Annotated in this window: 20 protein-coding genes; 13 read left to right on the top strand and 7 right to left on the bottom strand. The window is 68.0% G+C overall.

Going from position 1 to position 24,709, the window contains the following annotated elements; translation table 11 throughout:
- Positions 1 to 2 precede the first annotated feature (2 nt).
- From pufC to MFF22_RS21835, 4 genes are all read left to right on the top strand, one after another.
- Positions 3 to 1,115 (top strand): photosynthetic reaction center cytochrome PufC, encoded by a 1,113-nt coding sequence (gene pufC / locus MFF22_RS21850; protein WP_238252702.1) that lies wholly within the window; start codon positions 3 to 5, stop codon positions 1,113 to 1,115.
- A gap of 210 nt (positions 1,116 to 1,325) precedes the next feature.
- On the top strand, positions 1,326 to 1,478 hold the full coding sequence (locus MFF22_RS21845; protein WP_238252701.1) for a DUF3096 domain-containing protein: 153 nt from the start codon (positions 1,326 to 1,328) through the stop codon (positions 1,476 to 1,478).
- Positions 1,479 to 1,697: 219 nt separating this feature from the next.
- A complete protein-coding gene (gene ppdK, locus MFF22_RS21840; protein WP_370877532.1) occupies positions 1,698 to 4,418 on the top strand; it encodes a pyruvate, phosphate dikinase in 2,721 nt (906 codons plus the stop codon).
- A 239-nt stretch (positions 4,419 to 4,657) separates the two neighbouring features.
- Entirely contained in the window at positions 4,658 to 4,912 is a 255-nt protein-coding gene (locus tag MFF22_RS21835; protein WP_238252700.1) for a hypothetical protein, read from the top strand.
- A 315-nt stretch (positions 4,913 to 5,227) separates the two neighbouring features.
- Here the strand turns inward: MFF22_RS21835 and meaB are convergent, their stop codons facing one another.
- Positions 5,228 to 6,214 (bottom strand): methylmalonyl Co-A mutase-associated GTPase MeaB, encoded by a 987-nt coding sequence (meaB, locus tag MFF22_RS21830; RefSeq protein ID WP_238252699.1) that lies wholly within the window; start codon positions 6,212 to 6,214, stop codon positions 5,228 to 5,230.
- 324 nt (positions 6,215 to 6,538) lie between these two features.
- Between meaB and MFF22_RS21825 the strand changes: the two genes are divergently transcribed.
- The 9 genes from MFF22_RS21825 to MFF22_RS21785 all read left to right on the top strand — a co-directional run bounded on the left by MFF22_RS21825 (position 6,539) and on the right by MFF22_RS21785 (position 17,398).
- The gene (locus tag MFF22_RS21825; protein WP_238252698.1) at positions 6,539 to 7,567 is read left to right on the top strand and encodes an alpha/beta hydrolase; all 1,029 of its coding nucleotides are present in this window, start codon (positions 6,539 to 6,541) and stop codon (positions 7,565 to 7,567) included.
- 141 nt (positions 7,568 to 7,708) lie between these two features.
- The gene (locus MFF22_RS21820; protein ID WP_238252697.1) at positions 7,709 to 8,047 is read left to right on the top strand and encodes a hypothetical protein; all 339 of its coding nucleotides are present in this window, start codon (positions 7,709 to 7,711) and stop codon (positions 8,045 to 8,047) included.
- 214 nt (positions 8,048 to 8,261) lie between these two features.
- A complete protein-coding gene (locus MFF22_RS21815) occupies positions 8,262 to 9,293 on the top strand; it encodes an alpha/beta hydrolase family protein (protein WP_238252696.1) in 1,032 nt (343 codons plus the stop codon).
- 107 nt (positions 9,294 to 9,400) lie between these two features.
- Positions 9,401 to 9,556 carry a hypothetical protein gene (locus MFF22_RS21810; protein ID WP_238252695.1) on the top strand — a complete coding sequence of 52 codons (156 nt, stop codon included), beginning with the start codon at positions 9,401 to 9,403 and terminating at the stop codon, positions 9,554 to 9,556.
- 138 nt (positions 9,557 to 9,694) lie between these two features.
- Positions 9,695 to 10,348, top strand: coding sequence for a protein-L-isoaspartate O-methyltransferase family protein (locus MFF22_RS21805; protein ID WP_238252693.1), 654 nt, complete (start codon positions 9,695 to 9,697; stop codon positions 10,346 to 10,348).
- Between the two features lie 305 nt (positions 10,349 to 10,653).
- Positions 10,654 to 11,973 (top strand): TolC family outer membrane protein, encoded by a 1,320-nt coding sequence (locus MFF22_RS21800; protein ID WP_370877626.1) that lies wholly within the window; start codon positions 10,654 to 10,656, stop codon positions 11,971 to 11,973.
- Between the two features lie 147 nt (positions 11,974 to 12,120).
- Positions 12,121 to 12,792 (top strand): PopZ family protein, encoded by a 672-nt coding sequence (locus tag MFF22_RS21795; protein ID WP_238252691.1) that lies wholly within the window; start codon positions 12,121 to 12,123, stop codon positions 12,790 to 12,792.
- A gap of 87 nt (positions 12,793 to 12,879) precedes the next feature.
- The gene (locus tag MFF22_RS21790) at positions 12,880 to 15,597 is read left to right on the top strand and encodes a valine--tRNA ligase (RefSeq protein ID WP_238252690.1); all 2,718 of its coding nucleotides are present in this window, start codon (positions 12,880 to 12,882) and stop codon (positions 15,595 to 15,597) included.
- A 283-nt stretch (positions 15,598 to 15,880) separates the two neighbouring features.
- Positions 15,881 to 17,398: a Do family serine endopeptidase gene (locus MFF22_RS21785; protein ID WP_238252689.1), complete on the top strand. Its 1,518-nt coding sequence runs from the start codon at positions 15,881 to 15,883 to the stop codon at positions 17,396 to 17,398.
- 90 nt (positions 17,399 to 17,488) lie between these two features.
- Here the strand turns inward: MFF22_RS21785 and MFF22_RS21780 are convergent, their stop codons facing one another.
- The 6 genes from MFF22_RS21780 to hpnA all read right to left on the bottom strand — a co-directional run bounded on the left by MFF22_RS21780 (position 17,489) and on the right by hpnA (position 24,543).
- The gene (locus MFF22_RS21780; RefSeq protein ID WP_238252742.1) at positions 17,489 to 18,196 is read right to left on the bottom strand and encodes a phosphorylase family protein; all 708 of its coding nucleotides are present in this window, start codon (positions 18,194 to 18,196) and stop codon (positions 17,489 to 17,491) included.
- 252 nt (positions 18,197 to 18,448) lie between these two features.
- On the bottom strand, positions 18,449 to 20,446 hold the full coding sequence (shc, locus tag MFF22_RS21775; RefSeq protein ID WP_238252688.1) for a squalene--hopene cyclase: 1,998 nt from the start codon (positions 20,444 to 20,446) through the stop codon (positions 18,449 to 18,451).
- 41 nt (positions 20,447 to 20,487) lie between these two features.
- The gene (hpnE, locus tag MFF22_RS21770) at positions 20,488 to 21,774 is read right to left on the bottom strand and encodes a hydroxysqualene dehydroxylase HpnE (RefSeq protein WP_370877625.1); all 1,287 of its coding nucleotides are present in this window, start codon (positions 21,772 to 21,774) and stop codon (positions 20,488 to 20,490) included.
- Positions 21,774 to 22,625 (bottom strand): presqualene diphosphate synthase HpnD, encoded by an 852-nt coding sequence (gene hpnD, locus MFF22_RS21765; RefSeq protein WP_238252687.1) that lies wholly within the window; start codon positions 22,623 to 22,625, stop codon positions 21,774 to 21,776. Before hpnD ends, hpnE begins: the two co-directional genes overlap by 1 nt.
- Positions 22,622 to 23,518: a squalene synthase HpnC gene (gene hpnC, locus MFF22_RS21760; RefSeq protein WP_238252686.1), complete on the bottom strand. Its 897-nt coding sequence runs from the start codon at positions 23,516 to 23,518 to the stop codon at positions 22,622 to 22,624. Before hpnC ends, hpnD begins: the two co-directional genes overlap by 4 nt.
- On the bottom strand, positions 23,515 to 24,543 hold the full coding sequence (gene hpnA / locus MFF22_RS21755) for a hopanoid-associated sugar epimerase (protein WP_238252685.1): 1,029 nt from the start codon (positions 24,541 to 24,543) through the stop codon (positions 23,515 to 23,517). Before hpnA ends, hpnC begins: the two co-directional genes overlap by 4 nt.
- Between the last annotated feature and the right edge of the window lie 166 nt (positions 24,544 to 24,709).

Here is a 24,709-nt window from a genome sequence, read left to right as displayed (position 1 = left end):
CCATGAAGACCGTTCTCTCCGTCGCCGGGGCCGCCCTGGCCCTCTTCCTCACCATCGCGATGTTCGGCGGGGCGGGCTGGACCCACCCCCCGATGGCCAACAAGCAGACCGGCTTCCGCGGCACCGGCATGGACCTCATCCGGACCAGGGCCGGCAACGAGGAACTCGCCGAGGCCAACCGGGCGCCCCCGCCGGCCGACCCCGCCGACGCGTCCGGCGACAAGGCGTCCGCCGTCTACGAGAACGTGCAGGTACTCGGCGATCTCTCGGCGGAGCAATTCAACCGGGTGATGGTGTCGATCACCGAGTGGGTCGCGCCGCAGCAGGGCTGCACCTACTGCCACAGCACCGAGAACATGGCCTCCGACGAGCTCTATCAGAAGCGCGTTGCCCGGCGGATGCTGCAGATGACCCAGTACGTCAACTCGACGTGGAAGGAGAACCACGTCCACGAGGCGGGCGTAACCTGCTACACCTGCCACCGGGGCAACCCCGTTCCGGCCAATATCTGGTTCGACACGCCGCCCCCGGGGGCCAGCAGCAAGTTCATCCCGCGCAACAACGGCCAGAACCGCGCTTCGGCCAATGTGGGCCTGACCTCGCTGCCCTACGGCGTCTTCGACGAGTACTACGCGAAGAAGGACCTTCCCGACTCCTTCGTCCGGGTCAACGCCACGACAGCCTTGCCCGAATCGAAGAGCAAACCGATCCAGGATGCGGAGCGGACCTTCGCGATCATGATCACCATGTCCCAGGCGCTGGGGGTGAACTGCACCTTCTGCCACAACACCCGCTCGGTGGCCCAATGGGAGACCAGCACCCCGAACCGGGTGCATGCATGGTACGGTGTGAAGATGGTCCGGGAACTGAACGCGGATTACATGCGGCCCCTGACCACGACCTTCCCGGCGGCCCGGCTCGGCCCGACGGGGGACGTGGCCAAGATTAGCTGCGCCACCTGCCACAACGGCGCCAACAAGCCGCTGAACGGCGCCAAGGTGATCGAGCCCTATCCGGAGCTCGCCCACCCGACGACGCAGGTGAGCCTGCCGGTGGGCGAAGCCAAGGACCCCATCCCGGGGACCACTACGCCGACCCCGAAGCCTCCGATGTAGCGTGAAGGTCGTGCTCCTCCCTCCGGGAAGGGTACGACGCTCCGTTGTCTTTGCGAGCGAAGCAATTCAGGGGTGCGCCACGGTCGGAAACGGCCCGCTTCCCTGAATTGCTTCGCTTCGCTCGCAATGACGAGGTGCTGTCCGGTGGCGGAACCATTCCCTCCCCACGGGCGTCATACGGTCACGGCCAAGCTTGACCGGGGACGCACCATGACGATCACTGTCTCGCACCTGCAGCCGATCATCGCGATCATTGCCGGCATCCTGATCCTCGTGATGCCGCGGCTGCTGAATTACATCGTCGCGATCTATCTGATTGCCGTCGGCGTCATCGGCCTCGGCCTTTTCCGCGGATTGTCATGACCCGCGGGCTAGCACGGGCGCGATCAGTTTCTTTGGGATAGCCCATCAGTCGGAATGCGGATTCGACGCCTGTCGCAGCCGCGAATGCCGGGCCGAATTCCGCCCGTGGTGGCCTATGCTGTCAGACGGGGGACTTTGTGGCGGAAACGCGGCTGATTGCCTGGGTCGTTCATCTTGCGTTGCGGTACAAGATGGTCCACCCCGCCGGGAAGGGCTCCGATGGCCCAGCGGCAGGCGATGAGCGGGATCGAGATGGCTGGTGACGCGAAGTGGGTCTACGCCTTCGGTGACGGGAAGGCAGAGGGCAAATCGCAGATGCGCGATCTGCTCGGCGGCAAGGGCGCGAACCTTGCCGAGATGTCCAACCTCGGGCTGCCGGTGCCCCCCGGCTTCACCATCACCACCGAGGTGTGCACCTATTACTACGATCACGGGAAGCAGTACCCGCCGGAGCTGAAGGACCAGGTCGCCGCCGCCCTCGCGCAGGTCGGCAAGCTCACCGGCCGCTCCTTCGGGGATGCGAAGGCGCCGCTCCTCGTGTCGGTCCGCTCGGGCGCCCGCGCCTCGATGCCCGGCATGATGGATACGGTGCTCAACCTCGGCCTCAACGACGAGACCGTCTCGGCCCTGGCCCGGGAAGCCGGGGACGAGCGCTTCGCCTACGATTCCTACCGCCGCTTCATCACCATGTACTCGAACGTGGTGCTGAACGTGGAGCACCACGCCTTCGAGGAGGCCCTGGAGCAGTACAAGGAGACGAAGGGCTACGACCTCGACACCGAACTCGGCGCCGAGGACTGGAAGACCCTGATCCAGACCTACAAGAAGATCGTCCGCGACGAGCACGGCTCGGACTTCCCGCAGGGCGCCGACGATCAGCTCTGGGGCGCCATCGGCGCCGTCTTCAACTCGTGGATGATTCCCCGGGCCAAGAAGTACCGCGAACTGAATAGCATTCCCGAAAGCTGGGGCACCGCCGTCAACGTGCAGGCGATGGTGTTCGGCAACATGGGCGACACGTCGGCGACCGGCGTCGCCTTCACCCGCAACCCGTCCACCGGCGAAAGGGCGCTCTACGGCGAGTTCCTGATCAACGCCCAGGGCGAGGACGTGGTGGCGGGTATCCGCACCCCGCAGAACATCACGGAGAAGGCAAGGACCGAGGCCAAGAGCGACAAGCCCTCCCTCGAGAGCGCCATGCCGGACTGTTTCGGCGAGCTGACCCGGATCTACGGGATCCTGGAAAGCCACTACCGTGACATGCAGGACATGGAGTTCACCATCGAGAAGGGGAAGCTCTGGATGCTCCAGACCCGCAACGGCAAGCGTACGGCCAAGGCGGCCCTGCGCATCGCCGTGGATCTGGCGGCCGAGGGGCTGATCACCCGCAATGAGGCCATCGGCCGGGTGGAGCCCTCCGCCCTTGACCAGTTGCTGCACCCGACCATCGACCCGAAGGCCGAGCGCAAGGTCATCGCCAACGGCCTGCCGGCCTCGCCGGGCGCCGCCACGGGCGAGATCGTGTTCAACTCGGAGGATGCCGAGGCCCATCGCAAGGCCGAGAGGAAGTGCATCCTCGTCCGTGTCGAAACCTCGCCCGAGGACATCCACGGCATGCACGCCGCCGAGGGCATCCTCACCACCCGCGGCGGCATGACCAGCCACGCGGCGGTCGTCGCCCGCGGTATGGGCAAGCCCTGCGTCTCCGGCGTCGGCACCATCCGCATCGACTACAAGGCGCAGACGATGACCGTCGGCGGCAAGGTCCTGAAGGCAGGCGACAAGATCACCATCGACGGGTCGACCGGCCAAGTGATCCTCGGAGAGGTGGCAATGCTGGAGCCGGAACTCTCCGGCGACTTCGCGACCCTGATGGAATGGGCCGACGGCATCCGCACCATGAAGGTGCGCACCAACGCCGACACCCCCACCGACGCCCGCACCGCCCGGAACTTCGGTGCCGAGGGAATCGGCCTGTGCCGCACCGAGCATATGTTCTTCGACGGTGACCGCATCATCGCCGTGCGCGAAATGATTCTGGCCGACGATGCCGAGGGCCGGAAGGCGGCGCTCGCCAAGATCCTGCCCTACCAGCGGCAGGACTTCCTCGAACTGTTCAAGATCATGTCCGGCCTGCCGGTGACGATCCGCCTGCTCGACCCGCCCTTGCACGAGTTCCTGCCACACACCGATCAGGAAGTCGGCGAGGTGGTGAAAGCCACGGGCGTGACCGAGGACAAGATCCGCCAGCGGATGCGCGAACTCTCCGAGCACAACCCGATGCTCGGCTTCCGTGGCTGCCGCCTCGCTATCGCCTTCCCGGAGATCGCGGAGATGCAGGCCCGGGCCATCTTCGAGGCCGCCATCCAGGCCGCCGAGGAGACCGGCAGCCCGGTGACGCCGGAGGTGATGGTGCCGCTGGTCTTCACCCGCGCCGAGTTCGATCTCGTGAAGGGCCGGATCGACGCCACGGCGAAGGCCGTCGAGGAGGAGAAGGGTGCCAAGCTCGACTATCAGGTCGGCACGATGATCGAGCTGCCCCGCGCCGCGCTCATGGCGGGCCAGATCGCCGAGACGGCGGAGTTCTTCTCCTTCGGCACCAACGACCTGACGCAGACGGCGCTGGGCATCTCCCGCGACGACGCGGCGACCTTCCTCGGGCCCTACACCCAGAAGGGCATCCTGGCCGCCGATCCGTTCATCACCATCGACCAGGAAGGCGTGGGCGAGTTGGTCCGCATCGGCTGCGAGCGCGGCCGGGCGACCCGGAAGGACATTAAGCTCGGGATCTGCGGCGAGCACGGCGGCGATCCGGCCTCCATCGCCTTCTGCCAACAGGTTGGGCTCGATTACGTGTCCTGCTCCCCCTATCGGGTGCCGATCGCCCGCCTCGCAGCAGCGCAGGCGGCCCTCGGGCAGGCCCAGGCCAGCGAGGGCTGACGCCCGGTACCGACCCTCGGAAAAGGCGGGTCCCATTTCCGCGACGGAGAAGGGGCCCGCCCGTCCGGCCAGGACGGGGAAACGGTCCGCGCGTCGGTGTCGATGAATAGCGCGGACAACTTCTCGTAGAAGGTACTGAACCTTTGCTGTTCCGGCACGTTACGTGTTAGCGACCCATCGCCTCCGCAGGAGCTTCGCCGGATCGTCCGGCCGGTGTCGTCGCGGGTGGATTCGGCCTCATGAGCGACCGTAGCACTCCCCCGCTGACCCTCGGCGACTGCGCCGTGGAGACTATCGTCCCTCGTGCGGCTGTCAGGGCCTATCTTGCCCTCAGCGCCGGCCTGGGTGCGACGATCACCGGCCTGATGTTGATGATGTCGGTCGCCGCCAACAGCGGTGGTGAGGCCGAGCGAATCGCTGACACCCGGAACGACGGCTACGCCCTTACCTTGGTCTCGGCCCTGGCCGTGAACCTCGCGAAGCCGTTGCGGTAGAACGCTGTCCGCTCCCCCAGCCTCGGCCACATACTGAAGGTGTGACGGCTAGTGCGGTGTAGGGTTGATTTGAGCCGCGTCACCGTCTTTGCGAGCGAAGCGAAGCAATCCAGGGCAGCGGAACCTAACCGGATGTGGCGGATCCCTGGATTGCTTCGCTTCGCTCGCAAAGACGGTGAAGCGTGCGATCCAGTTCAACCCGAAACCTTTCGAGCGTACCGCAACAGCGCCTCACGACAAGAGACGCGGCGAGGTCTGGCCACGCGATCAGATCGGTCCCAACCACGAACGGCCGTTAAGCGCGGGCGCGAACCGTCAGAGACCGATCATCTCAGCGATGGCCGCTGCCCCAGCCGCGGGCGAGACCTCCCCGCGGGACACGCCGGCTTCGGCTTCGGCCGTCCTGTGACGCACCTCGGCCGTGCCGACGAGGCGCTGGTGCAGGCGTTCGTGCACCAGGGCCCACATCCACTTCACATCCTGACCCCGCCGCTTCGCAGCGATCTCGCCGGTGGCGGTGAGCTTCTCCCGGTGGTCCACAATCTTCGCCCACAGGGCGTCGAGGCGGAGATTGTGGAAGCCGGAGATCGTCACCACCGGCGGCGTCCACGTCGCCGAGGCGGGGGTGAGGATGTGGAGCGCGGCGCGGTATTCCGAAGCCGCCGCGTTTGCCCGCCTTTCGGCCTCGCCTTCATCCGCCTTGTTGACGGCGATCATGTCGGCGAGTTCCAGAATACCCTTCTTGATGCCCTGCAACTCGTCGCCCGCGCCGGGGAGCATCAGAACGAGAAAGAAATCCGTGAGATCGGCCACAGCCGTCTCCGATTGCCCGACGCCGACCGTCTCCACGAGGATGACGTCGAAGCCGGCGGCCTCGCATAGCAGCATCGTCTCCCGGGTCTTGGCGGCCACACCGCCGAGGGTCCCGGACGATGGCGACGGCCGGATGAAGGCGTTCGGATCGTGCGCCAACCGGGCCATTCGCGTCTTGTCGCCGAGGATGGACCCGCCCGTGCGCGACGAGGAGGGATCGACGGCCAGCACCGCAACCCGATGGCCCGATGCGGTGAGATTCGAGCCCAAGGCGTCGATGGTGGTCGACTTCCCCACCCCCGGCACGCCTGTGATGCCCACCCGGATGGCGCGCCCCGTCTGCGGGAGCAAGGCGTCGATCAGCGCCGCTGCCGCCGCCCGGTGATCGGCGCGTTTCGATTCCACCAAGGTAATCGAACGGGCCAGGGCCGCCCGGTCGCCGGCGAGCAGCCGTTCCCTCAGGGCTTCGATGTCGATCGCAGGTGCCATGCCCCTTCATGGCCGGGGAAAAGCCCAGCGTCGAGAGGCACTTTCCGGCCTCCGCGGCGAAAGCCGGCGGACAGCTGCCGCGGGGTTACGGCAAATCCCCTCCATTCCGGCGACCCGCCGGTAAGCTTAACAATTCGACGTTCGCACGAAGATCGGCGCAAGCGACTGAAGTCACGTTGGATTTGCCTCATCTTGTGCCAGTTTTGCGCCGCGCCGGAGCGACGGGACGCGCGTCAATCATGCCGCGTGCCCCGCCTTGGTCACGATCGTGGAGCTACGGTCGCGCTTCAAGGGCGGCGCGGCCGCTCGTGCACATCTCGGATCATGTCGTCTCGGCTCCCCTCTCGCCGCTTCCTCCTCCGGGCCGGCGCCCTCACGGCCGCCGCAGGCCTTGCTCCGTCGCTTGGCGGATGCGTCACCGATGACCTCGGGACGGGTCAGTCTTTGCCCGAGAAGCAATCGGCCCTCGACGTCATGCCGGTGCTCCTCGTGGCCACCACCCGGAAGCCGGTGGGAAACCCGCCGCATTCCCCCTGGTTCTCCGCCGATCGGGGCAAGGGCTTGAGCTTCGCCGAGGTGCGCCTCTCGCCCCCCGACCGCTCTCTGCTCGGGAAGGTCTCCTCCGTGATCACAGGAGACTGGACCGTCGGCGCCGTGCCCAAGGTCGAGTCCGGCCCCGGGGCGGCGGACGCCTTCACCCAGGCCGCCCTCGGACGGGACGTACTGATCTACGTCCACGGCTACCGCGAATCGTTCGACTCGGCCGCCGTGAGCGCTGCGCGCCTTTCGGACGGCATCCGATTCAAAGGTGTCTCCGGCCTGTTCACGTGGCCCTCGGCCGCCGCGACCCTCGATTACGCCTACGACCGCGAGAGCGCGATGTGGTCGCGGGATGCCTTCGAGGACCTGCTGCGATCCCTCGCGGCGGCGCCGAGTGGGGGCCGCATCTTCATCGTCGCGCATTCCATGGGGACGCTGCTGACGCTTGAGACCATCCGCATGCTCCGCGCCGAAGCGGGGGAGGCGGCCATGGCGCGCATCGGCGCCGTCGTGCTCGCCGCGCCGGATATCGACTTCGACCTGTTTTCCAACGGAGTCGCCCGACTCGGTCCCGACGTGTCGAAGATCACCGTCATCTCGGCCACCAACGACCGCGCCCTCGAACTGTCGGCGGCGATCGCCGGGGGGACCCGGGCAGGTGCCGCCGACCGGGCCAAGCTCGAGGCCCTGGGCGTGCGTGTCGCCGACGCCTCGGACTATGCCGGAGGCCTCATCAACCACGATCTCTTCCTCTCGAATCCGGAGGTCCAGGCCGTCGTGAAGCGCGCCGTGGCCCGGGGTGCCGGAGTGTAAGTCGCGCCGGGACGGGGTTGGCCCGCGCCGGCTTCCCCCCTACAGCAACCGCGTGCGGCAGGACGCTTCCAAACGGGGGCACGCCGCATCACGCGGCCCGCTCGGGAGCGTGCAGGCGCGGTCGAAGAGAGGATGCCGGCCATGTTCACCCTGGAAATCGAGGGCACGGCGGTCGCAGTCATCAACAGCGATGAGGCCTCCGCCAAGGACCTCTTCACCTGCGACGGCTTCAAGGAAGACATCCAATCGATGACGAGCGGCGGCAAGCCGCTCTGGGACGGGAAAGCGCCCCTCCTCGTCCGCCCGGCGAAGGAGGACGAGATCGAGGTGTTCGAGGACGCACTCGCCGAGGATGACGGCGAGGGCGAATTCGTGGACGACCCCCGCTACACCGATGCCGAGACCGAAGAGGGGGACGAGGACGAGGCGGATATCGTCTTCCTCGTGGACATCGACGAGGAAGACACCGCTCACGCCTGAGGACCAAGGCCTGCGCCCCCTGCGGGGAGGCGGGCCGCGCCGATGGTGGCAAAGTACCGGGACCGGCCGTTCCGTCATGGAATGGCCGGTCCGGCCCTCGCCGGACCAATCTGCGCCGTGGCATGAAGAATACGCGGCCGGGCCGATCCCCGCGCCGCCGCAGCCGCGACGTCGGACTGTGTGGATCCGGCGAGGTTCGTGAACGGTGATCCCGATGCTGCGCGTTTTCGCCTTGTGCCTGGCGGCCTTCGCCGCGGCATCCCTGCCGGGTCATGCGGCGGATGCGCCGTCGCCGCCGCTTACCCTTTCCGAGCAGGGAAGCTTCTTCGTGGGTGGCCGGGACGTCTCTTCCGAGACCCTGTCGACCCTGCCGGCCTACGCTCCGTCCGGAACCGTCACGGTCGACCAAGTCTATGTCCACTACCAGATCCCGGTCTCGCCGGTCCGGACGCCCCTCGTGCTGATCCACGGCTGCTGCCTGACGGGCAAGACCTGGGAAACCACGCCCGACGGGCGGATGGGCTGGGACGAATACTTCGTGCGCCGGGGCTTCCCGACCTATGTCATCGATCAGTCCTGGCGCGGCCGCTCGGCGGGAAACCCGAGCGCGATCAATGCCGTGAAGTCGGGCAAGGCCGGTGCGGACACCCTCCCGCCGGTCTTTTCCGCGGGTCGAGAGGCGGCCTGGGCCATCTTCCGCTTCGGACCCGAATACCCGAAGGTCTTCCCCGGGATGCAGTTCCCGCTGGAGGCGCAGGCCGAGTTCTGGAAACAGATGGTGCCGGACTGGTCGGCGGCCCTGCCCGTCCCAAATCCTACCGTGCCCGCGCTGTCTGAACTGGCGAAGCGCCTGAAGGGCGCCGTGCTCGTCTCGCACTCGCAATCCGGCATCTACCCGTTCCAGACGGCGGCCCTCGACCGGGGCGGCATCCGGGCGATCGTCGCCCTTGAGCCCGCCGCCTGCCCCGATCCGGCCAAGGAAGACCTCGCTCCCTACAAGGACCTGCCGATTCTCGTCCTGTTCGGCGATTACGTGGATCAGTCCCCGCGCTGGGCTCCCCGCCTCAAGCTGTGCCGCGCCTTCGTGGCCGCCGCGAATGCGGCGGGCGGACGTGCGGAGCTGATCCTGCTGCCGGAGATTGGTTTCCACGGCAATTCGCACATGCTGATGCAGGACAAGAACAGCCTCGACATCGCCGACTGGCTCACCGGCTGGCTCGACAAGCGCGTGCCGGCCAAGGACTGAACGGACCGGGTGCGGGCCCGCACACGGGCGGCTTGGCCCGTCGTAACGCGCGGTGATGCGACGGCGAAGACACCCCAGATGGATATCCTTCATCGGGGGAGCAGGTCATGGATCGTCGTCTCGAACGCACCGAAACTGGGCGCTTGGCCTTGGATGGTCTGGCACGGTTGGTTATCGCCCTGGCGACCGGCCTCCCCCTGCGCTCGGCCGGTAAGCTGGTGCCGCGGGCGGATGACGGACGGGACCCGTTCTTCGGCGTGTGAGCGAGGGGTAGGGGCCCTGTCCCTCAGCCCGTCCTTGCCTTTTGCAGAGCGATCTTCGAAAACCCGCCGCGAAGGCTCAAGCTTGCGCCATCGACGGCGGGCGCGGCTTGCCGGACCGGTTCGGGAACGAGGTATCCGATGCTCGATTACGCGCAGGCGCGGCGGCTGATGGTCGACTGCCAGTTGCGGACCTTCGACGTGAACGACAACGCCGTTCTCGATGCCTTCGATTCGGTCCCCCGGGAAACCTTCGTTCCGAAAAACCAGGAGCCCTTCGCCTATATCGATCAGCCGATCCGGCTTGGAACCGCTGGTGAGGATCTCCGCGTCACCCCTGCGCCGATGGTCCTGGGGCGGATGATTCAGGCCCTGAAGCTTCAGCCGGGTTCCATGGCCCTCGATGTAGCGACGGGTTACGGCTACGCCGCCTGCGTGATGAAGCGCCTGGGGGCGACCGTCACCGCCCTCGAACCGATTCCCGACCTCGCCGCCGCCGCCCGCGAGCGTCTCGCCGGGCAGGCGACCGTCCTCGACGGCCCCCTTGCGGCGGGCGCCCCTCAACAGGGGCCGTTCGACGCCATTCTCATCAACGGCCGGGTGGAAACCCGGCCGCAGACGCTCCTCGAACAGCTGAAGGACGACGGACGGCTGGTCTGCGTTTTCGGCCCCGACAAGGGGGCGAAGGTGACCGTCTTCGTCCGGGCCGGTGACGCCTACGGCTCGCGACCGCTCTTCGACGCGTCGCTGCCTGCCCTAGCCGCCTTCGCCGAGGCGAAGACCTTCGCCTTCTGACAGGTGCGGCGGAGAGACGGACGGCTCGTAAGCCCGGTCCGAGTGTCGCCTTTATGCGCCACCCCCCGATGAATCCGGTGTGACGGTGCTGAGAGCGCGTGCCGAATTAACGACTTCCGGCTAAGGTCCCCGTAGGGCGGGCTTGTTCGGAGGTACGCGTGTCAGCGCACGACCACCATGCTGGTGGCGGACATCCGAAGCATCGAGGGCCGCAAGGGTTGAGCACTGTGAGTTTACGAGTGCCGAGAAACCGCTTCGCGTATTGCCGTGCCGGCGTTGCCGCCACGGCCGTCGCCGCGGTTCTGATGGCAAATCAGGCCAGCGCCGAGACATTGGAGGGAGCCCTCGCGAGGGCTTACCGTGGTAACCCGACTCTCAACGCCAGCCGCGCCACCACACGCTACACCGACGAGAACGTCGCCATCGCCCAGTCCGGCTATCGCCCGACGGTGGCGTTGAGCGCCGATATCGGCACGTCCTACACGCAGGGGCGGTTCTCGAGCATCAACCTGAACCAGACCACCACGCCCGGCGGCGCCGGCGTGACGATCAATCAGACGATCTTCAACGGCTTCCAGACTGACAACAACGTCCGGCGGGCCGAATCGACGGTCTTCAGCCAGCGCGAGACGCTGCGCTTCACAGAGCTGACGGTTCTGTACAACGCCGTTCAGGCGTACATGAACGTGCTTAGCAATACCGCGACGCTGGAGCTGAATCGCAACAACGTCGAAGTGCTGGAAGAACAGCTCCGGCAGACGCGCGACCGCTTCAATGTCGGCGAAGTCACGCGCACGGACGTCGCCCAGGCCGAAGCGCGCCTCGCCGGCGCCCGCTCCCAAGTCAGCGCGGCGGAGAGCGCGCTTCGCACCTCCATCGGCATCTACCGGCAGAACATCGGTGTCGAGCCGCGCTCCCTCGCGCCTGGCCGCCCCCTCGACCGTTACGTGCCAGGCAGCCTCGACGCGGCGATCGCCATCGGTCTGCAGGAACATCCGCAGATCAGCTCGGCTATCCATGCCCTGGATGCCGCTGAAGCGCAGGTGAAGGTCTACGAAGGCCAGCTCTATCCACAGGCGAGCGTTCAGGGCACCGTCTCACAGCGGTACGATAGCTCTTTCCCGGGCGATAACGGCGTCAGCGCCTCGCTCGTCGGCCGGGTGACGATCCCGATCTATGAGGGCGGCCAGGTCTACGCCCAGGTTCGACAGCAGAAGGAGCTGGTGGGCCAGTACCGGATCCAGGTCGATCAGATCCGCGATCAGATCCGAGCCCAGATCGTTGATTTCTGGGGTCGCCTCGAAGCCGCGAAGGCGCAGGTCATCGCCGCGCAGGCCCAGGTCCAGGCCAACGAAGTGGCCCTGAACGGCGTGCGCGAGGAGGCCCGCGTCGGCCAGCGCACCACCCTCGACGTGCTCAACGCCCAGCAGGAATTGCTGAACTCGCGGGTGAACCTGATCGTCGCCCAGCGCGACCGGGTGATCTACTCGTATGGCGTGGTGCAGGCGATGGGCCAGCTGACGGCGCGGTTCACGGCGTTGCCGGTGGAAGCCTACAGCGCGAAGATCCACTACGATCAGGTCAAAGATCTGTGGTTTGGGTTGCGCACGCCTGACGGGCGGTGAGACGGCGCGATCGCCTGTGAGCGGCGGTCGTTTTTTGCGAGCACTGTGCCTTTCGCCGGCTTGTCGTCGCTCCACGGCGTGAAATACTGAGTTGCGGCTCGTCGCGAGCCGCGTTCCGGTCTCTTTTCATCCGAGCACGCCGCCGTCATGAGTGCAGCAAGCCCGCAGTTTCAGGACAAGGCTGCCGAGAAGGCGCAGGAACCCTCCATGGAGGAGATCCTGGCCTCCATCCGGCGGATCATCGCCGATGATCAGGCCGCCAAGCCCGCCGAGCCCGAGCCCGAGCCGGCCGACATGGACGACATCCTCGACCTCGCCGAGGTCGCGGAGCCGGTTCCGACCCCCACGCCGCCCATTACCCTCGTGAAGCCCGCGCCGCCCCCTGTGGAGGAGCCCGCTCAGACGCCGGTCTCCCTGGATTTCGACGAGATCAGCTTCGAGGATCTGGCCGACGAGCCGGAGATGATGGCACCTCCGCCGCCTCCGCCGGCGCCCCCGGCCGCGAAGGCACCGGAGCCGGTCGCGCCTGCGCCGGAGCCGAAGCCCGCGCCGCAGGTCGAGCCTGCCCCGGATGTTCGCCCGACCCCCGACCCTCGCCCGGCGATGGACCGCCTCATCTCGCCCACCACGGACGCGAGCGTCGGCAACGCCTTCAACCTGCTGGCGCATACGGTTCTGACCAACAACGCCCGCACCCTGGAAGACATCGTGCAGGACATGCTGCGTCCGATGCTGAAGGCGTGGCTGGACGACAACCTGCCGGTGGTCGTCGAGCGTCTCGTGCGGGCGGAGATCGAGCGGGTATCCCGGGGCCGCTGAGCCGCATCCCGTGTTGACGCGGGGCGCCTGACGGCCGAAAGCGGGGCTCGATCCTTAGGACAGCCCGCTTCCGGCCCGACTTTCGCGATGATGGACAAAACCTTCGATCCGGCTTCCGTCGAGGCGCGCATCCGCGCCGCCTGGGAGGAGGCCGGCGCTTTCCGTGCCGGCCGCCCCGAGCGGGCCGGGGCTGCGGCCTATTGCATCGTAATCCCGCCGCCGAACGTGACGGGCTCCCTGCATATGGGGCACGCCCTCAACAACACGCTGCAGGATGTGCTCTGCCGCTTCGAGCGCATGCGCGGGCGCGACGTACTCTGGCAGCCGGGCACCGACCATGCCGGCATCGCCACCCAGATGGTCGTCGAGCGGCGCATGGCCGAGCGCAAGGAGCCCGGCCGACGGGAGATCGGCCGCGAGGCGTTCCTTGAGAAGGTCTGGGCCTGGAAAGCCGAATCCGGCGGCGCCATCGTCGAGCAGCTGAAGCGGCTGGGCGCCTCCTGCGACTGGACGCGGGAGCGCTTCACCATGGACGAGGGCCTGAGCCGCGCCGTGCTCAAGACCTTCGTGGACTTGCACAAGGACGGCTTGATCTATCGCGACAAGCGCCTCGTGAACTGGGACCCGCGGTTCCAGACGGCGATTTCCGATCTTGAGGTCCAGCAGATCGAAGTGAAGGGCCACCTTTGGCACTTCGATTATCCTGTCGTGGATGCCTCCGGCGCGGAAACCGGCGAGGTCATCACGGTGGCCACCACACGCCCGGAGACCATGCTCGGCGATACGGCCGTGGCCGTGCACCCCGAAGACGAGCGCTACACGGGTCTGGTCGGGAAGTCCGTGCGCCTGCCCCTGGTCGGGAGGCTGATCCCCATCGTGGCCGACAGCTACTCGGATCCCGAGAAGGGGACTGGCGCGGTCAAGATCACCCCGGCTCATGACTTCAACGACTTTGAGGTCGGCCGCCGGCACGGCCTGCCCATGATCAACGTCCTCGACCCCGAGGGCCGGATGTTGGTCGACGGGAACGAGGCCTTCCTCGCCGGCGCCTCGCCGGAGCAGGAGGTGCTCGCGCTACACGGGATCGACCGGGCGGCGGCGCGCAAGCGCGTGGTGGAGCTGATGGAGCAGCGCGAACGCCTGCGCACCATCGAGCCCAACACCCACATGGTCCCGCACGGCGACCGCTCCGGTGTGGTGATCGAGCCGTATCTCACCGACCAGTGGTACGTGAACGTCAAACCCCTGGCCGAGCGTGCCATGCAGGCCGTCCACGACGGCAAGACCAAGTTCGTCCCCGAGAACTACGAGAAGATCTTCTTCCAGTGGCTCACCAACATCGAGCCGTGGTGCATCTCGCGCCAGTTGTGGTGGGGCCACCAGATCCCGGTCTGGTACGACGACGAGGGCGGCATCTTCGTCGCCGAAAGTGAGGAGAAGGCCCACGACGCGGCGGCGGCCAAGCATGGCCGGCCCGTGTCCCTGACCCGCGACGAAGATGTCCTCGACACGTGGTTCTCGTCCGGCCTCTGGCCGTTCTCCACCCTCGGCTGGCCCGACAAAACGCCGGAACTCGCGCGCTTCTACCCGACCAACACCCTGGTGACCGGAAAGGACATCCTGTTCTTCTGGGTCGCCCGCATGATGATGCTCGGGCTGCACGTCACGGGTGATGTCCCCTTCGATACCGTCTACCTGCACACGCTGGTGCGCGACGCCTCCGGCGCCAAGATGTCGAAGTCGAAGGGCAATGTGGTCGATCCCCTCGACCTCATCGAGCAGGTCGGCGCGGATGCCCTGCGCTTCACCCTCTGCGCCCTCGCCGTCCAGGGACGGGACATCAAGCTCTCCACCGACCGGGTGCAGGGTTACCGCAACTTCGCGACGAAGCTCTGGAATGCGGCCCGGTTCGCGGAGATGAACGGCTGTCGCCTCGACGCGGCCTTCGATCCGCGCGCCGTAAAGGGCGCGATCAACAGATGGGCGTTCGGCGAGGCGGCCCGTGCCGTGGCGGAAGTCGAGGCCGCCTTGGCCGCCTACCGCTTTAACGACGCCGCGAACGCCGCCTATCGCTTTACCTGGAACATCTTCTGCGACTGGTACCTGGAACTGGCGAAGCCTGTGCTGCAGGGGGAGGGGGCCGATCCGGCCGCCCGCGCGGAGACGCAGGCGAGCATCGCTTTTCTCATCGACCAAGTCGCCAAGATTTTGCATCCCTTTATGCCGTTCCTCACCGAGGAGCTCTGGGGCATCAAGGGCGAGGGGATCGAGGGGCGCGGTCTCCTGGCGCTTGCTCCCTGGCCGGACCTCGCCGGTCTCGCCGATTCGGTCGCTGAGGAAGAGGTCGGCTTCGTGGTCGATCTCATCGGGCAGATCCGATCGGCCCGCTCGGAGACCAACGTGCCGGCTGGCGCGCAGATTCCATTGGTGCTGGTCGGCGCCGATGCGGCGGTGCGGGCCCGGGTCGAGGCATGGCGGGAGACGCTGGTCCGGCTCGCCCGCCTATCGGAGATCGGCTTCGCCGACGCGCCGCCGGCCAAGTCTGTGCAACTTCTGGTCCGCGGCAGCGTCGCGGCCCTGCCGCTCGAAGGCATCGTGGACCTCGCCGCGGAAGTCACCCGCCTGAAGAAGGAGAAGGCCAAGGCCGAGGGCGAGATCAAGAAGGTCGATGCCAAACTCGCCAACGCCGACTTCGTCGCCCGTGCCCCCGAAGAGATCATCGAGGAGAACCGCGAGCGCCGCGAGGCCGAGAGCGCGCGGCTCGTGAAGATCGACGAGGCGCTGGCACGGTTGGGCGGGGAGTAGGCTTCCGCTCCGCCATCACGAGCGTAGCGAAGTGATCCAGGGGCGCGTGAGGTCAATCGCGGTCGCGCTACCCTGGATGGCTTCGCTCGTGAAGGCCGGAAAGGATCGTCGTCTTTCCGATCGGACTCACGGATGATGTGGTGAGGGAGACGCAGCTTCGGCCTCGTCACCTGACAAAACGGTAATCTGCCCGCCACACCGGGGTGAGGGCCGGGCGCCTAGAACGATCCCATCGACGGCCGCGACAGGCGTCGTCCAGATCGTTTCCAGGTGTGAGAGCCCCATGACCGAGCCCCGTACCGCCCGCCGCCATACCAACCGTGCCCTCGCCTCCGTCGCCGCCGCGGCGTTGATCGCTGGTGGCGCCGTCGGGTCCGGCTACCTGCCGGCCGCGACGCCTGCCTTCGCCCAGGCCCTGCCGAAGTCGCCCATCGAGGCGCCGGAGCATCCGCCGGGCTCGTTCGCAGGCATCGTCAACAAGGTGAAGCCGGGTGTCGTCTCGGTGAAGGTGAAGCTCGACGATTCGGCGAGCAGCGACGACGACGACGGCCCCAGCCAGGGCCGTAATCTCCAGAACGTCCCGCCGCAGCTGCGTGAGTTCTTCAAGCGCTTCGGCGAGAACGGCCCGAACATGCAGCCCCAGCATCGGGGCAGCCGCGGCGCGGTCGGCTCGGGCTTCATCATCTCGGCGGACGGCTACGTCGTGACGAACAACCACGTCGTGGATCATGCCAAGACCGTGCAGGTCACCCTGGATGATGGCCGTACCCTTGATGCGAAGGTCATCGGCAAGGATGCCAAGACCGACGTGGCACTGCTGAAGATCAACGAGGGCAGCAACTTCCCCTACGTGCAGTTCGGTAAGGCTGTGCCGCAGGTCGGTGACTGGGTCGTGGCCATCGGCAACCCGTTCGGCCTCGGCGGGACCGTGACCGCGGGTATCGTCTCGGCCCGGGGCCGCGATATCGGCGCCGGCCCCTACGACGACTTCCTGCAGATCGACGCCCCCATCAACAAGGGCAATTCCGGCGGCCCGACCTTTAACGTCAACGGCGAGGTGGTCGGCATGAACACGGCCATCGCGTCGCCCTCGGGTGGTAGCGTCGGCCTCGCCTTCGCCATTCCCGCCGAGACAGTCCAGGCGGTGGTGGATCAGCTGCGCACGGACGGCAAGGTGGCCCGCGGCTACCTCGGCATCCAGATCCAGCCGGTGACGCAGGACATCGCCGAGGGCCTCGGCCTCGACAAGGCGAAGGGTGCCCTGGTCGATCATGCCGAGAACGGCACGCCCGCTGCCAAGGCTGGCCTGAAGTCCGGCGACGTCATCGACAAGGTGAACGGCGAGGCCGTGGAGAGCGCCCGCGAGCTGTCCCGCCGCATCGCGTCGATGAAGCCCGGCGCGAAGGTGGAGCTGAGCTACCTCCGGGGCGGCAAGTCGGATACCGCGACGGTGACCCTCGGCACCATGCCCAACGACGGGACCAAGGTGGCGAGCCGTGAGGAGGATGGATCTGGTCAGGTCCGCCTCGGCCTGGGCCTCGCCCCGGCGGCGCAGGTCGGCTTATCGGATGAGGGTGTCGCCGTGGTGCAGGTTGACCCGGATGGCCCGGCCGCCGCGAAGGGCATCGAGCAGGGCGACCTGATCCTCGATGTGGGCGGTCAGTCGGTCTCCAGCCCCTCGGACGTGGTGAACCAAGTCCGCGCCGCCGAGAGCAGCGGCCGCAAGGCGGTCCTCATGCGGGTGAAGAGCGCCAAGGGGCAGACCCGCTTCGTGGCGATCTCCCTCGGCAAGGCCGGCTGATCCGGCTTCCGGACCGGGCCTTCCGAGGCCCGGCCCCGCTCATGGCATTCCCCCACTGGCGCCGGTCTCAACGACCGGCGCCTTTTTCGTTCAGGGGTTCGCGGAAGGCGGCGGGGGAAAGCCAAGGCCAACCCCCAAGCACTGGCGACAGCGCGCCAGAACGGCGAAGGCGGCGTTTGAATCCCGGCCAAGGCGCATCAGATCGCCGATCCGGGCGCGCCCGAATACCAGTGCCGAGACCACCCCTCTGATATCCGGCTCGCCGTCCGGGGTGAGGGCGTTGGCCGCGAAGGCCGGCAAGGCCCGGTCGGCGGGATCGCAGATGACCCGGAGGGCGGCGAAGGGCAGGCCGTGCCGGCCGGCGAAGGCGGCGGCTACGTGGGATTCCATATCGACGGCGGCGGCCCCTGTCTTCCCGCGGAGCTCCTCCTTGGCGGAGACTTCCAGGACAGCGGCATCGACCCCCGCAATGTCCGCGGAGATCACCCGGTTCGGCAAGCCGGCGAGGAGCCCCACCATGGCCGCCGCGGCACCGAGGTCGGCGGAGCGTCGCCCCTCGGCCGAGACGACGCCCGTACCGACCACGACGTCGCCGGGCTTGAGGCTCGGATCCAATCCCCCCGCGATGCCGAAGCTCACCACCGCCCGGCAGCCAGGAACGGTGCGGGCGTCGAGGAGCGCGCGTAGGCGCACGGGATCACCACCGGCCCCGATCGGTTCCACGGCGGTTCCGGCCGCGATACGGCGCTCGCGGGCGAGGCCTGTGACGGCGAGGACGGGTGAGGAGGGGTCGATCATCGCGCGGGGCTGGATCAGGCCCGCGAGGGCGCCGGGTACGCGCCGAGGCCGGGGCTCATCGGGGTCGGGGGAAGGCACGAAACTCGTCGGTTGCTCAAGCCGCCGCGGGGGCGGTTCGGCGCCGTCTTACCAGCCCCAAGGCCCGGCGTCGTCACGCCATTCGGCGCATGAGGCCGGCTGAGACGCTTCCGGGCGGCGCACGGTCGATGTGCGCCACCCGGCCGGGCATGGCTGAGCTTGAGGACTTGCCGGTCACATCCCGAAGGCAACGTGCCCGGTGTTGCTCTGCTTCAGGTTGCGATAGCGGGCGAGCGCCCAGAGCGGGAAGAACTTCGGATACCCGTGATAGCGCAGGTAGAACACCCGCGGGAACCCGGTCGCCGTATAGCGCTCCTCGCTCCACAACCCGTCGGCATCCTGCGTGCGGGTGAGGAAGTTGATGCCCCGCGTCACCGCCGGGTCGTCGGTCGCCCCGGCCGCCATCAGGGCCAGCAGCGCCCAGGCGGTCTGGGAAGCCGTGGACGAGCCCGCCTCGAAGGCCGGATCGATCTTGTAGGACGAGGCATCCTCACCCCAGCCGCCATCCGGATTCTGGATGCGGATGAGCCACGACACGGATTTCTGGATCCGTGGGTCGGCGTGGCTAATGCCGGCGGCGTTAAGGGCGTTCAGGACGGACCATGTGCCGTAGATGAAATTCATACCCCAGCGGCCGTACCAGGAACCGTCCTCCTCCTGGTCGTTCAGGAGGTAGTTCACGCCCCGGTCGAGGGCGCGGCAGCTTTCCCGGGTCTCGCCGAGCTGCGCCAGCATGCCCACGACCCGGGCGGTGACGTCCGCGGTCGGCGGATCGAGGAGCGCACCGTGATCCGAGAACGGGATGTGGTTGAGGTACATGTAGTTGTTGTCGGCGTCGAAGGCCGCCCAGCCGCCATCGGCCGACTGCAAGCCTACGACCCATTCCCGCGCCCGCGCGATGGCCGCCTTGTAGTCCGGCATGCCGGCCACGAGGCCGTGCTGACGCATCGCCCGGTCCATCGCCATGACCACCACGGCGGTGTCGTCGAGATCGGGGTAGTGGGCGTTGGCGTACTGGAAGGCCCAGCCGCCGGGGCGGACTTTCGGTTTGCGGGCCGCCCAATCGCCGACGATGTCGAGCACCTGCCGGGGCTTCAGCCAATCCAGCCCTTCGCGGGCCTTGGCCTCCGCCTCCGGGCCACCGGCTTCGAGGAAGGCGTGGCTCGCCAGGGCAGTGTCCCAGACCGGCGATACGCAGGGCTGGACGTAGGCTTCGTCGTCCTTGACCACCACGAGCTTCTCGATGGCCTCAAGGGCGACCTTCACCTGTGGATGATCGGGCGTGTAGCCCATAATCTCGTACATCAGCACCGAGTTGACCATCGGCGGGAAGATGGCGCCGAGGCCGTCTTCGCCGTTGAGCCGCTCGCTGACCCAGGCGCGGGCCTTCTCCATCGCCCGCCGCCGGGGCTTCTGCGGAAACAGGTGCTCGGTGCTCTGGAGGATGCGGTCGATGAAGCCGAAGATCGGCGTCCACGGCCACGTGGCATGCGGCGAGGCCGGCCAGGAACGGACGCGCTCCGGCGGGGTGACGAACAGTTCCTGCACGCCGATGCCCCGGGAGTTCTTGGCCCGCGGCTTCGTGGCCTGCAGGACGAACATCGGCACCATGGTGCAGCGCGCCCAGTAGCTCACCTTGTCGATGTGGAAGGGAAACCACTTGGGAAGGAACATGATCTCGACCGGCATCACCGGCACCGCCCGCCACGGCACCTCGCCGTAGAGGGCCAGGAGGAAGCGGGTGAAGACGTTGGCGTTCGCAGCGCCGCCGCGGGTCAGGATGGCCTCGCGCGCCCGGCGCATGTGCGGCGCCTCGATGTCGTCGCCGATCATCTTCAGGCAGAAATAGGCCTTGACCGTCGCGCTCATGTCGAAGGGCCCCTCGTGCACGAGGGCCCAACCGCCATGCGGCCCCTGCCGGCGACGGAGGTAGTTGCCGATCTTGCGCTCGAGGTCCGGGGCCGGAGGATAACCGCGGAAGTGGTGGAACAGGATGTATTCGGACGGGATGGTTGCGTCGGCTTCGAGCTCGAAGCAGATATGCCCGTCGGCCTGCGCCATCGCGCTCAAGCCCTGCGTCGCGGCGCTCACGCTGCGCTCGACCACGTCCAGGGTGATGTCCTGGGTCTTCGGACGCTGCAGCGCCTCTATCTTGTTCACGGCCTCTCTCATCGATCCTCGCCTTGCGGTCGCCGTCTCGCGCCCGCCATGCCTCAAGCTGCGCCGCGCGCAGGTGATGCCGCACACATCACAGCGTGCGCGGCCGTCTTGCCGGAACGGATCGCCCCCTCGATCGTCGAGGGCAGACCCGTTGCCGTCCAGTCGCCTGCCAGGACGAGATTCGTGTGGCGGGTGCGCGCCTCTGCCCGCCGCGCGGCCTCGGCCGGTGTCGCGGCAAAGGTCGCACGCTTCTCCTTGACGATTTGCCAGCGAGGCAGTTCCGGCGCAAGATTGCCGAGGGTGGCGATCTCCCCCCAGATCTGCCGGGCGAGGTCTTCCCGGGGAACGTCGAGCAGGCGATCCGCGCCGGATATCGTCACCGAATAACGGTCCGAATAGGCGAAGAGCCACTCCGTCAGACTGTTCACGACGCCTAAGAACAGCGGGCTTCCTGGCTTCGGGACGACCGCGAAATGCGCGTTGACGATGGAGCGGAACTCCAGCGGTGTGGGGATTTCGGGCAACAGGTCCGCTACCACCCACGGCGGCAGGGCGAGCACCACCGAATCGCTCGTTCCAAGGGTCTCTTCGCCATCGGAGAAGGTCAGGGCCGTGATCCGCCCCCCGTCGTGAGCGAGGCTGCGCAAGCGCCGGCCGAACCGGATGTCGGCACCGCGCTTCTGGAGCGTGCGCACCGCCGGATCGACGAAGGCATAGGACAGGCCCTCCATCGCGATGAGCGGCTTGCAAGCTCGCCCTCCCGCGCCCAGCGTCTCGCGCAGGATCCGGGCGGCGAGTCCCACATCGCTGTCGCGGGGCTCGGTATTGAGGGCGGCGAGCAACACGGGATGCCAGAGGCGCTCGTAGAGCGGCCCGGTGCATTCCATGGTCTGCCCGATCGTTCCGCCTGCGCCCTCGGCCTTGCCGGCGGCGGCACGGAGGATGCTCAGCGGCGCGAGGTAATCGCGGGCGCGGGTACCAGGGACTCTGCGCGAAGGACTGAGCACCCACCACGGAAGCCGCCCGGCATTGGGCCGGAGCTTCCAGCGCTGCCCGGATTTCAGATCCGCGAAATCGAAGACTGCTTCGTCCGGTCCGACCAGAGCGTCGGCGGGGGCGTCCACCCCCCGGAGGAAGCCGAGGGCGTCGGCATTTCCCGAGAGCAGCAGATGATTGCCGTTGTCGATCGTCAGCCCGAGGGTGGGATCGTAGTAGGACCGACAGCGTCCGCCCGCTTGCTTGGCGGCCTCGTGCAGGACGACCGCGTGGCCGCCCTTACTCAACGAGACGGCAGCCGAAAGCCCGGCGAGGCCGGCGCCGACGATGTGGACGGTGGCCATCAGATCACGCCGTGCCGCAGGGCGACGAGGATCAAGGACAGCTTGCCGGGCTTCACCCTGGCACGGGGCGGCACCCAGCCCCGGGCGACGACGGCCTTGAGATAGAGGTGGTAGGCCGCCGCCATCAGCCGCGCGGCCTTCGTGGCCTTCCGCGGGTTGCGGCGGATGATCTCCCAGCTCGCCCGGTAATGCGCCTCGGCCTCCCGGGCCAAGGCTGCACAGACCTCGCCGATCCGCGGGTGCATGATCGCCTGCCGGGGCGTCGGGGTCGTAAGCCCGATGGCCTCAAGCTTCTCCCGGGGCAGGTAGAGGCGGTTGCGCTCGGCATCCTCGTCGATGTCGCGCAGGATGTTGGTCAATTGCAGGGCCCGGCCCTGGTGCCAAGCCAGCTCGATCCCGTCCGCCTCGGGCATGCCGAAGATGCGCACGGACAGGCGCCCGACGGCGCTCGCCACCCGGTCGCAGTACAGGTCGAGGGTCGCCTCGTCGGGGGCGACGATGTCCTCTTCCGCGTCCATCGCCATGCCGTCGATGATGGCCTGGAAGTCCTCCCGCTTCAGGTCGAAGCGTGCGACTGGCTCCACGAGGTCGCGGGTCCGCGCCATCGGCCGGCCGGCATAGAGGGCGTCGATATCCGCGCGCCAGCGGTCGAGTTCCGCCCGGCGGACGTCCCGGGGGCCACCGTCGTCGGCGACGTCGTCCACCGCCCGGCAGAAGGCGTAGACAGCGTACATCGCCTCCCGCCGCTCCTTCGGCAGAAGCCGCATGGCCGTGTAGAACGACGAGCCCGAGGCAGGCAGCGCCGGAGCCTCGGCCTCGCCTGCGGAAGCGGGCGTCGCGGTGGCGCTCAACGGGGTGCTCCCTGCATGGCGGCGCGGACGACCCGGCCGCGGAATGGGCGCCGGGCGAGGGTGGCGGCCACCCCCCGGAGGGCGAAGAGGGCGAAGGCGGCCTTGCCGTGGTGGACCTTCTCGGACAGCGGATCGCGCTCCAGCAGGCCCCGCGACAGCACCACCGCGAGGCGGTGGATGGCGGCGATCTCCAGGGAAAGGCGGGTGTCGTCGATGAGGTCGGGCAGGACAGCACCCTCGTCCAGGAGGTCGAGGCAGCGGCCCGCCAATTCGCGAAACACCGCGCGCAGTTGCGGCGGCGCCTTCGCCTCGCCGAGCATGGCGATGGTGGCGCCGTGGCGGTCCAGGCAATCCTGCGGCAGGTACACCCGGTCGAGATCGCGAAAATCCTTGCCGCAATCCTGGAGGTGGTTGATCACCTGAAGGGCCGCGCAGACCGCATCGGACGGCCCCCAAACCCGGGCCGGGTCTTCGCCGTGGATGTCGAGGACGAAACGCCCCACCGGCATGGCCGAGTAGCGGCAATAGTGGATCAGCTCGTCCCAGTCGGCGTAGCGGTTCTTGCGCGCGTCCATCCTGAAGGCGTCGAGCAATTCAAGGGCGTGCCGGGGCGGCAGCCTGCGGACGGACAGTTCGGCCTTCAGCGGCTCGGCTTCCGGATCCGTGGGACCCGCACCGGTCAGGGCGTCGGCGAGCCCGTCGAGCAGGGCGATCTTGCGCTCCGGCGGGAGACCCGCGTGGTCGGCCACGTCGTCGCCTGCGCGGACGAAATTGTAGAAGGCGAGGATCGCGCCCCGGTGGCGGGGGTGGATCAGGTGTGAGGCGACGGGGAAGTTCTCGTCCCGATGACCCTTGCCGGAGCGGGTGGCGGTCGCGGTATCGAGGCTCGTCATTTCAGGTATCCCGCGCCCCGGAACCAGTCGATCGCGTCCGACAGGCCCTCGCGATAGGGCCGCGCGGTGTAGCCCAGTTCGGCCCGCGCCTTCCTGTCGGAGAAGAACATCCGATAGCGGGACATGCGGATGCCGTCGATCGTCGCGAAGGGCTGGTTGCCGGTGAACCGCGCGGCGAGCTGCGCGAAGAACGCGACCGGATAGACCACGGCCCGGGGCAGGTTCACGGTCGGCGGCTTGCGCCCGACCATCCGGGCGATGTCCGCCAGCATCTGCGACAAGAACACGTCCTCGCCGCCGAGGATGTAACGCTCGCCGATCCGTCCCTTCCGAAGGGCGAGGAGGTGCCCGGCGGCCACGTCGTCCACATGGGCGAGGTTCAGGCCGGTATCGACGAAGGCCGGCATCTTGCCAAGCGCCGCCTCCTGGATGATCCGCCCCGTGGGCGTCGGCTTCACATCCCGGGGCCCGATGGGCGTCGAGGGGTTGACGATCACCGCGGGCAGCCCGTCCCGGGCGACCATCTCCTCCACCACCCGTTCGGCCACGACCTTGCTGCGCTTGTAGGCGCCGATCGCCGTCTCGGGCGTGAGGGGCATGGTCTCGTCGGAGGGCGTCCTGCCGTCCGCGGGCGGGCGGATCGTGGCGACGCTCGACGTGTAGACGACGCGCTCCACGCCCGCGTCGAGGGCAGCACGCATCATCAGCCGGGTCCCGTCGCGGTTGGTGCGGACGATCTCCTCCATGTCCGGCGCCCACAGCCGGTAGTCGGCGGCGGCGTGGATCAAGTAGCGCTGCCCGCGCATCGCCTCCGCGACGGAGGCGGGGTCGCGCATGTCGCCGGTCACGATCTCGACGTCGGACCACGTCAGGTTGGTGCGAGGGCTCGTGGCGCGCACGAGGATGCGCACCGGGAAGCCGGCCCGGCGGAATACGTCGACCAGGGCGGAGCCGAGGAAGCCGCTCGCGCCGGTAATCAGCACGGGGCCGGCCTCGGTCGGGCCGGGAAGGGTGGCCTCAGCCATCGCTCGTCTGAAAGGTTGCAGGACGCCGGCGCGGAGGGGGAGCCCCGCCGCGCCGCGCTTGTGTCATCGAACCGCCTCAGCGGCAAGTTTCCGGGCGCCGTCTGGCTAGGCGAGGCGCAGGCGCGACCGGCCATCCTTGCGCTCGGGCAGGGCGGCGGTGACGGCC

The organism is Methylobacterium persicinum (genome assembly GCF_022179525.1).
In the GTDB taxonomy this organism is placed as follows: domain Bacteria; phylum Pseudomonadota; class Alphaproteobacteria; order Rhizobiales; family Beijerinckiaceae; genus Methylobacterium; species Methylobacterium persicinum.
The sequence above is the reverse complement of the archived record's forward strand: the minus strand, read 5'-3'. Positions and strand labels throughout refer to the sequence as shown.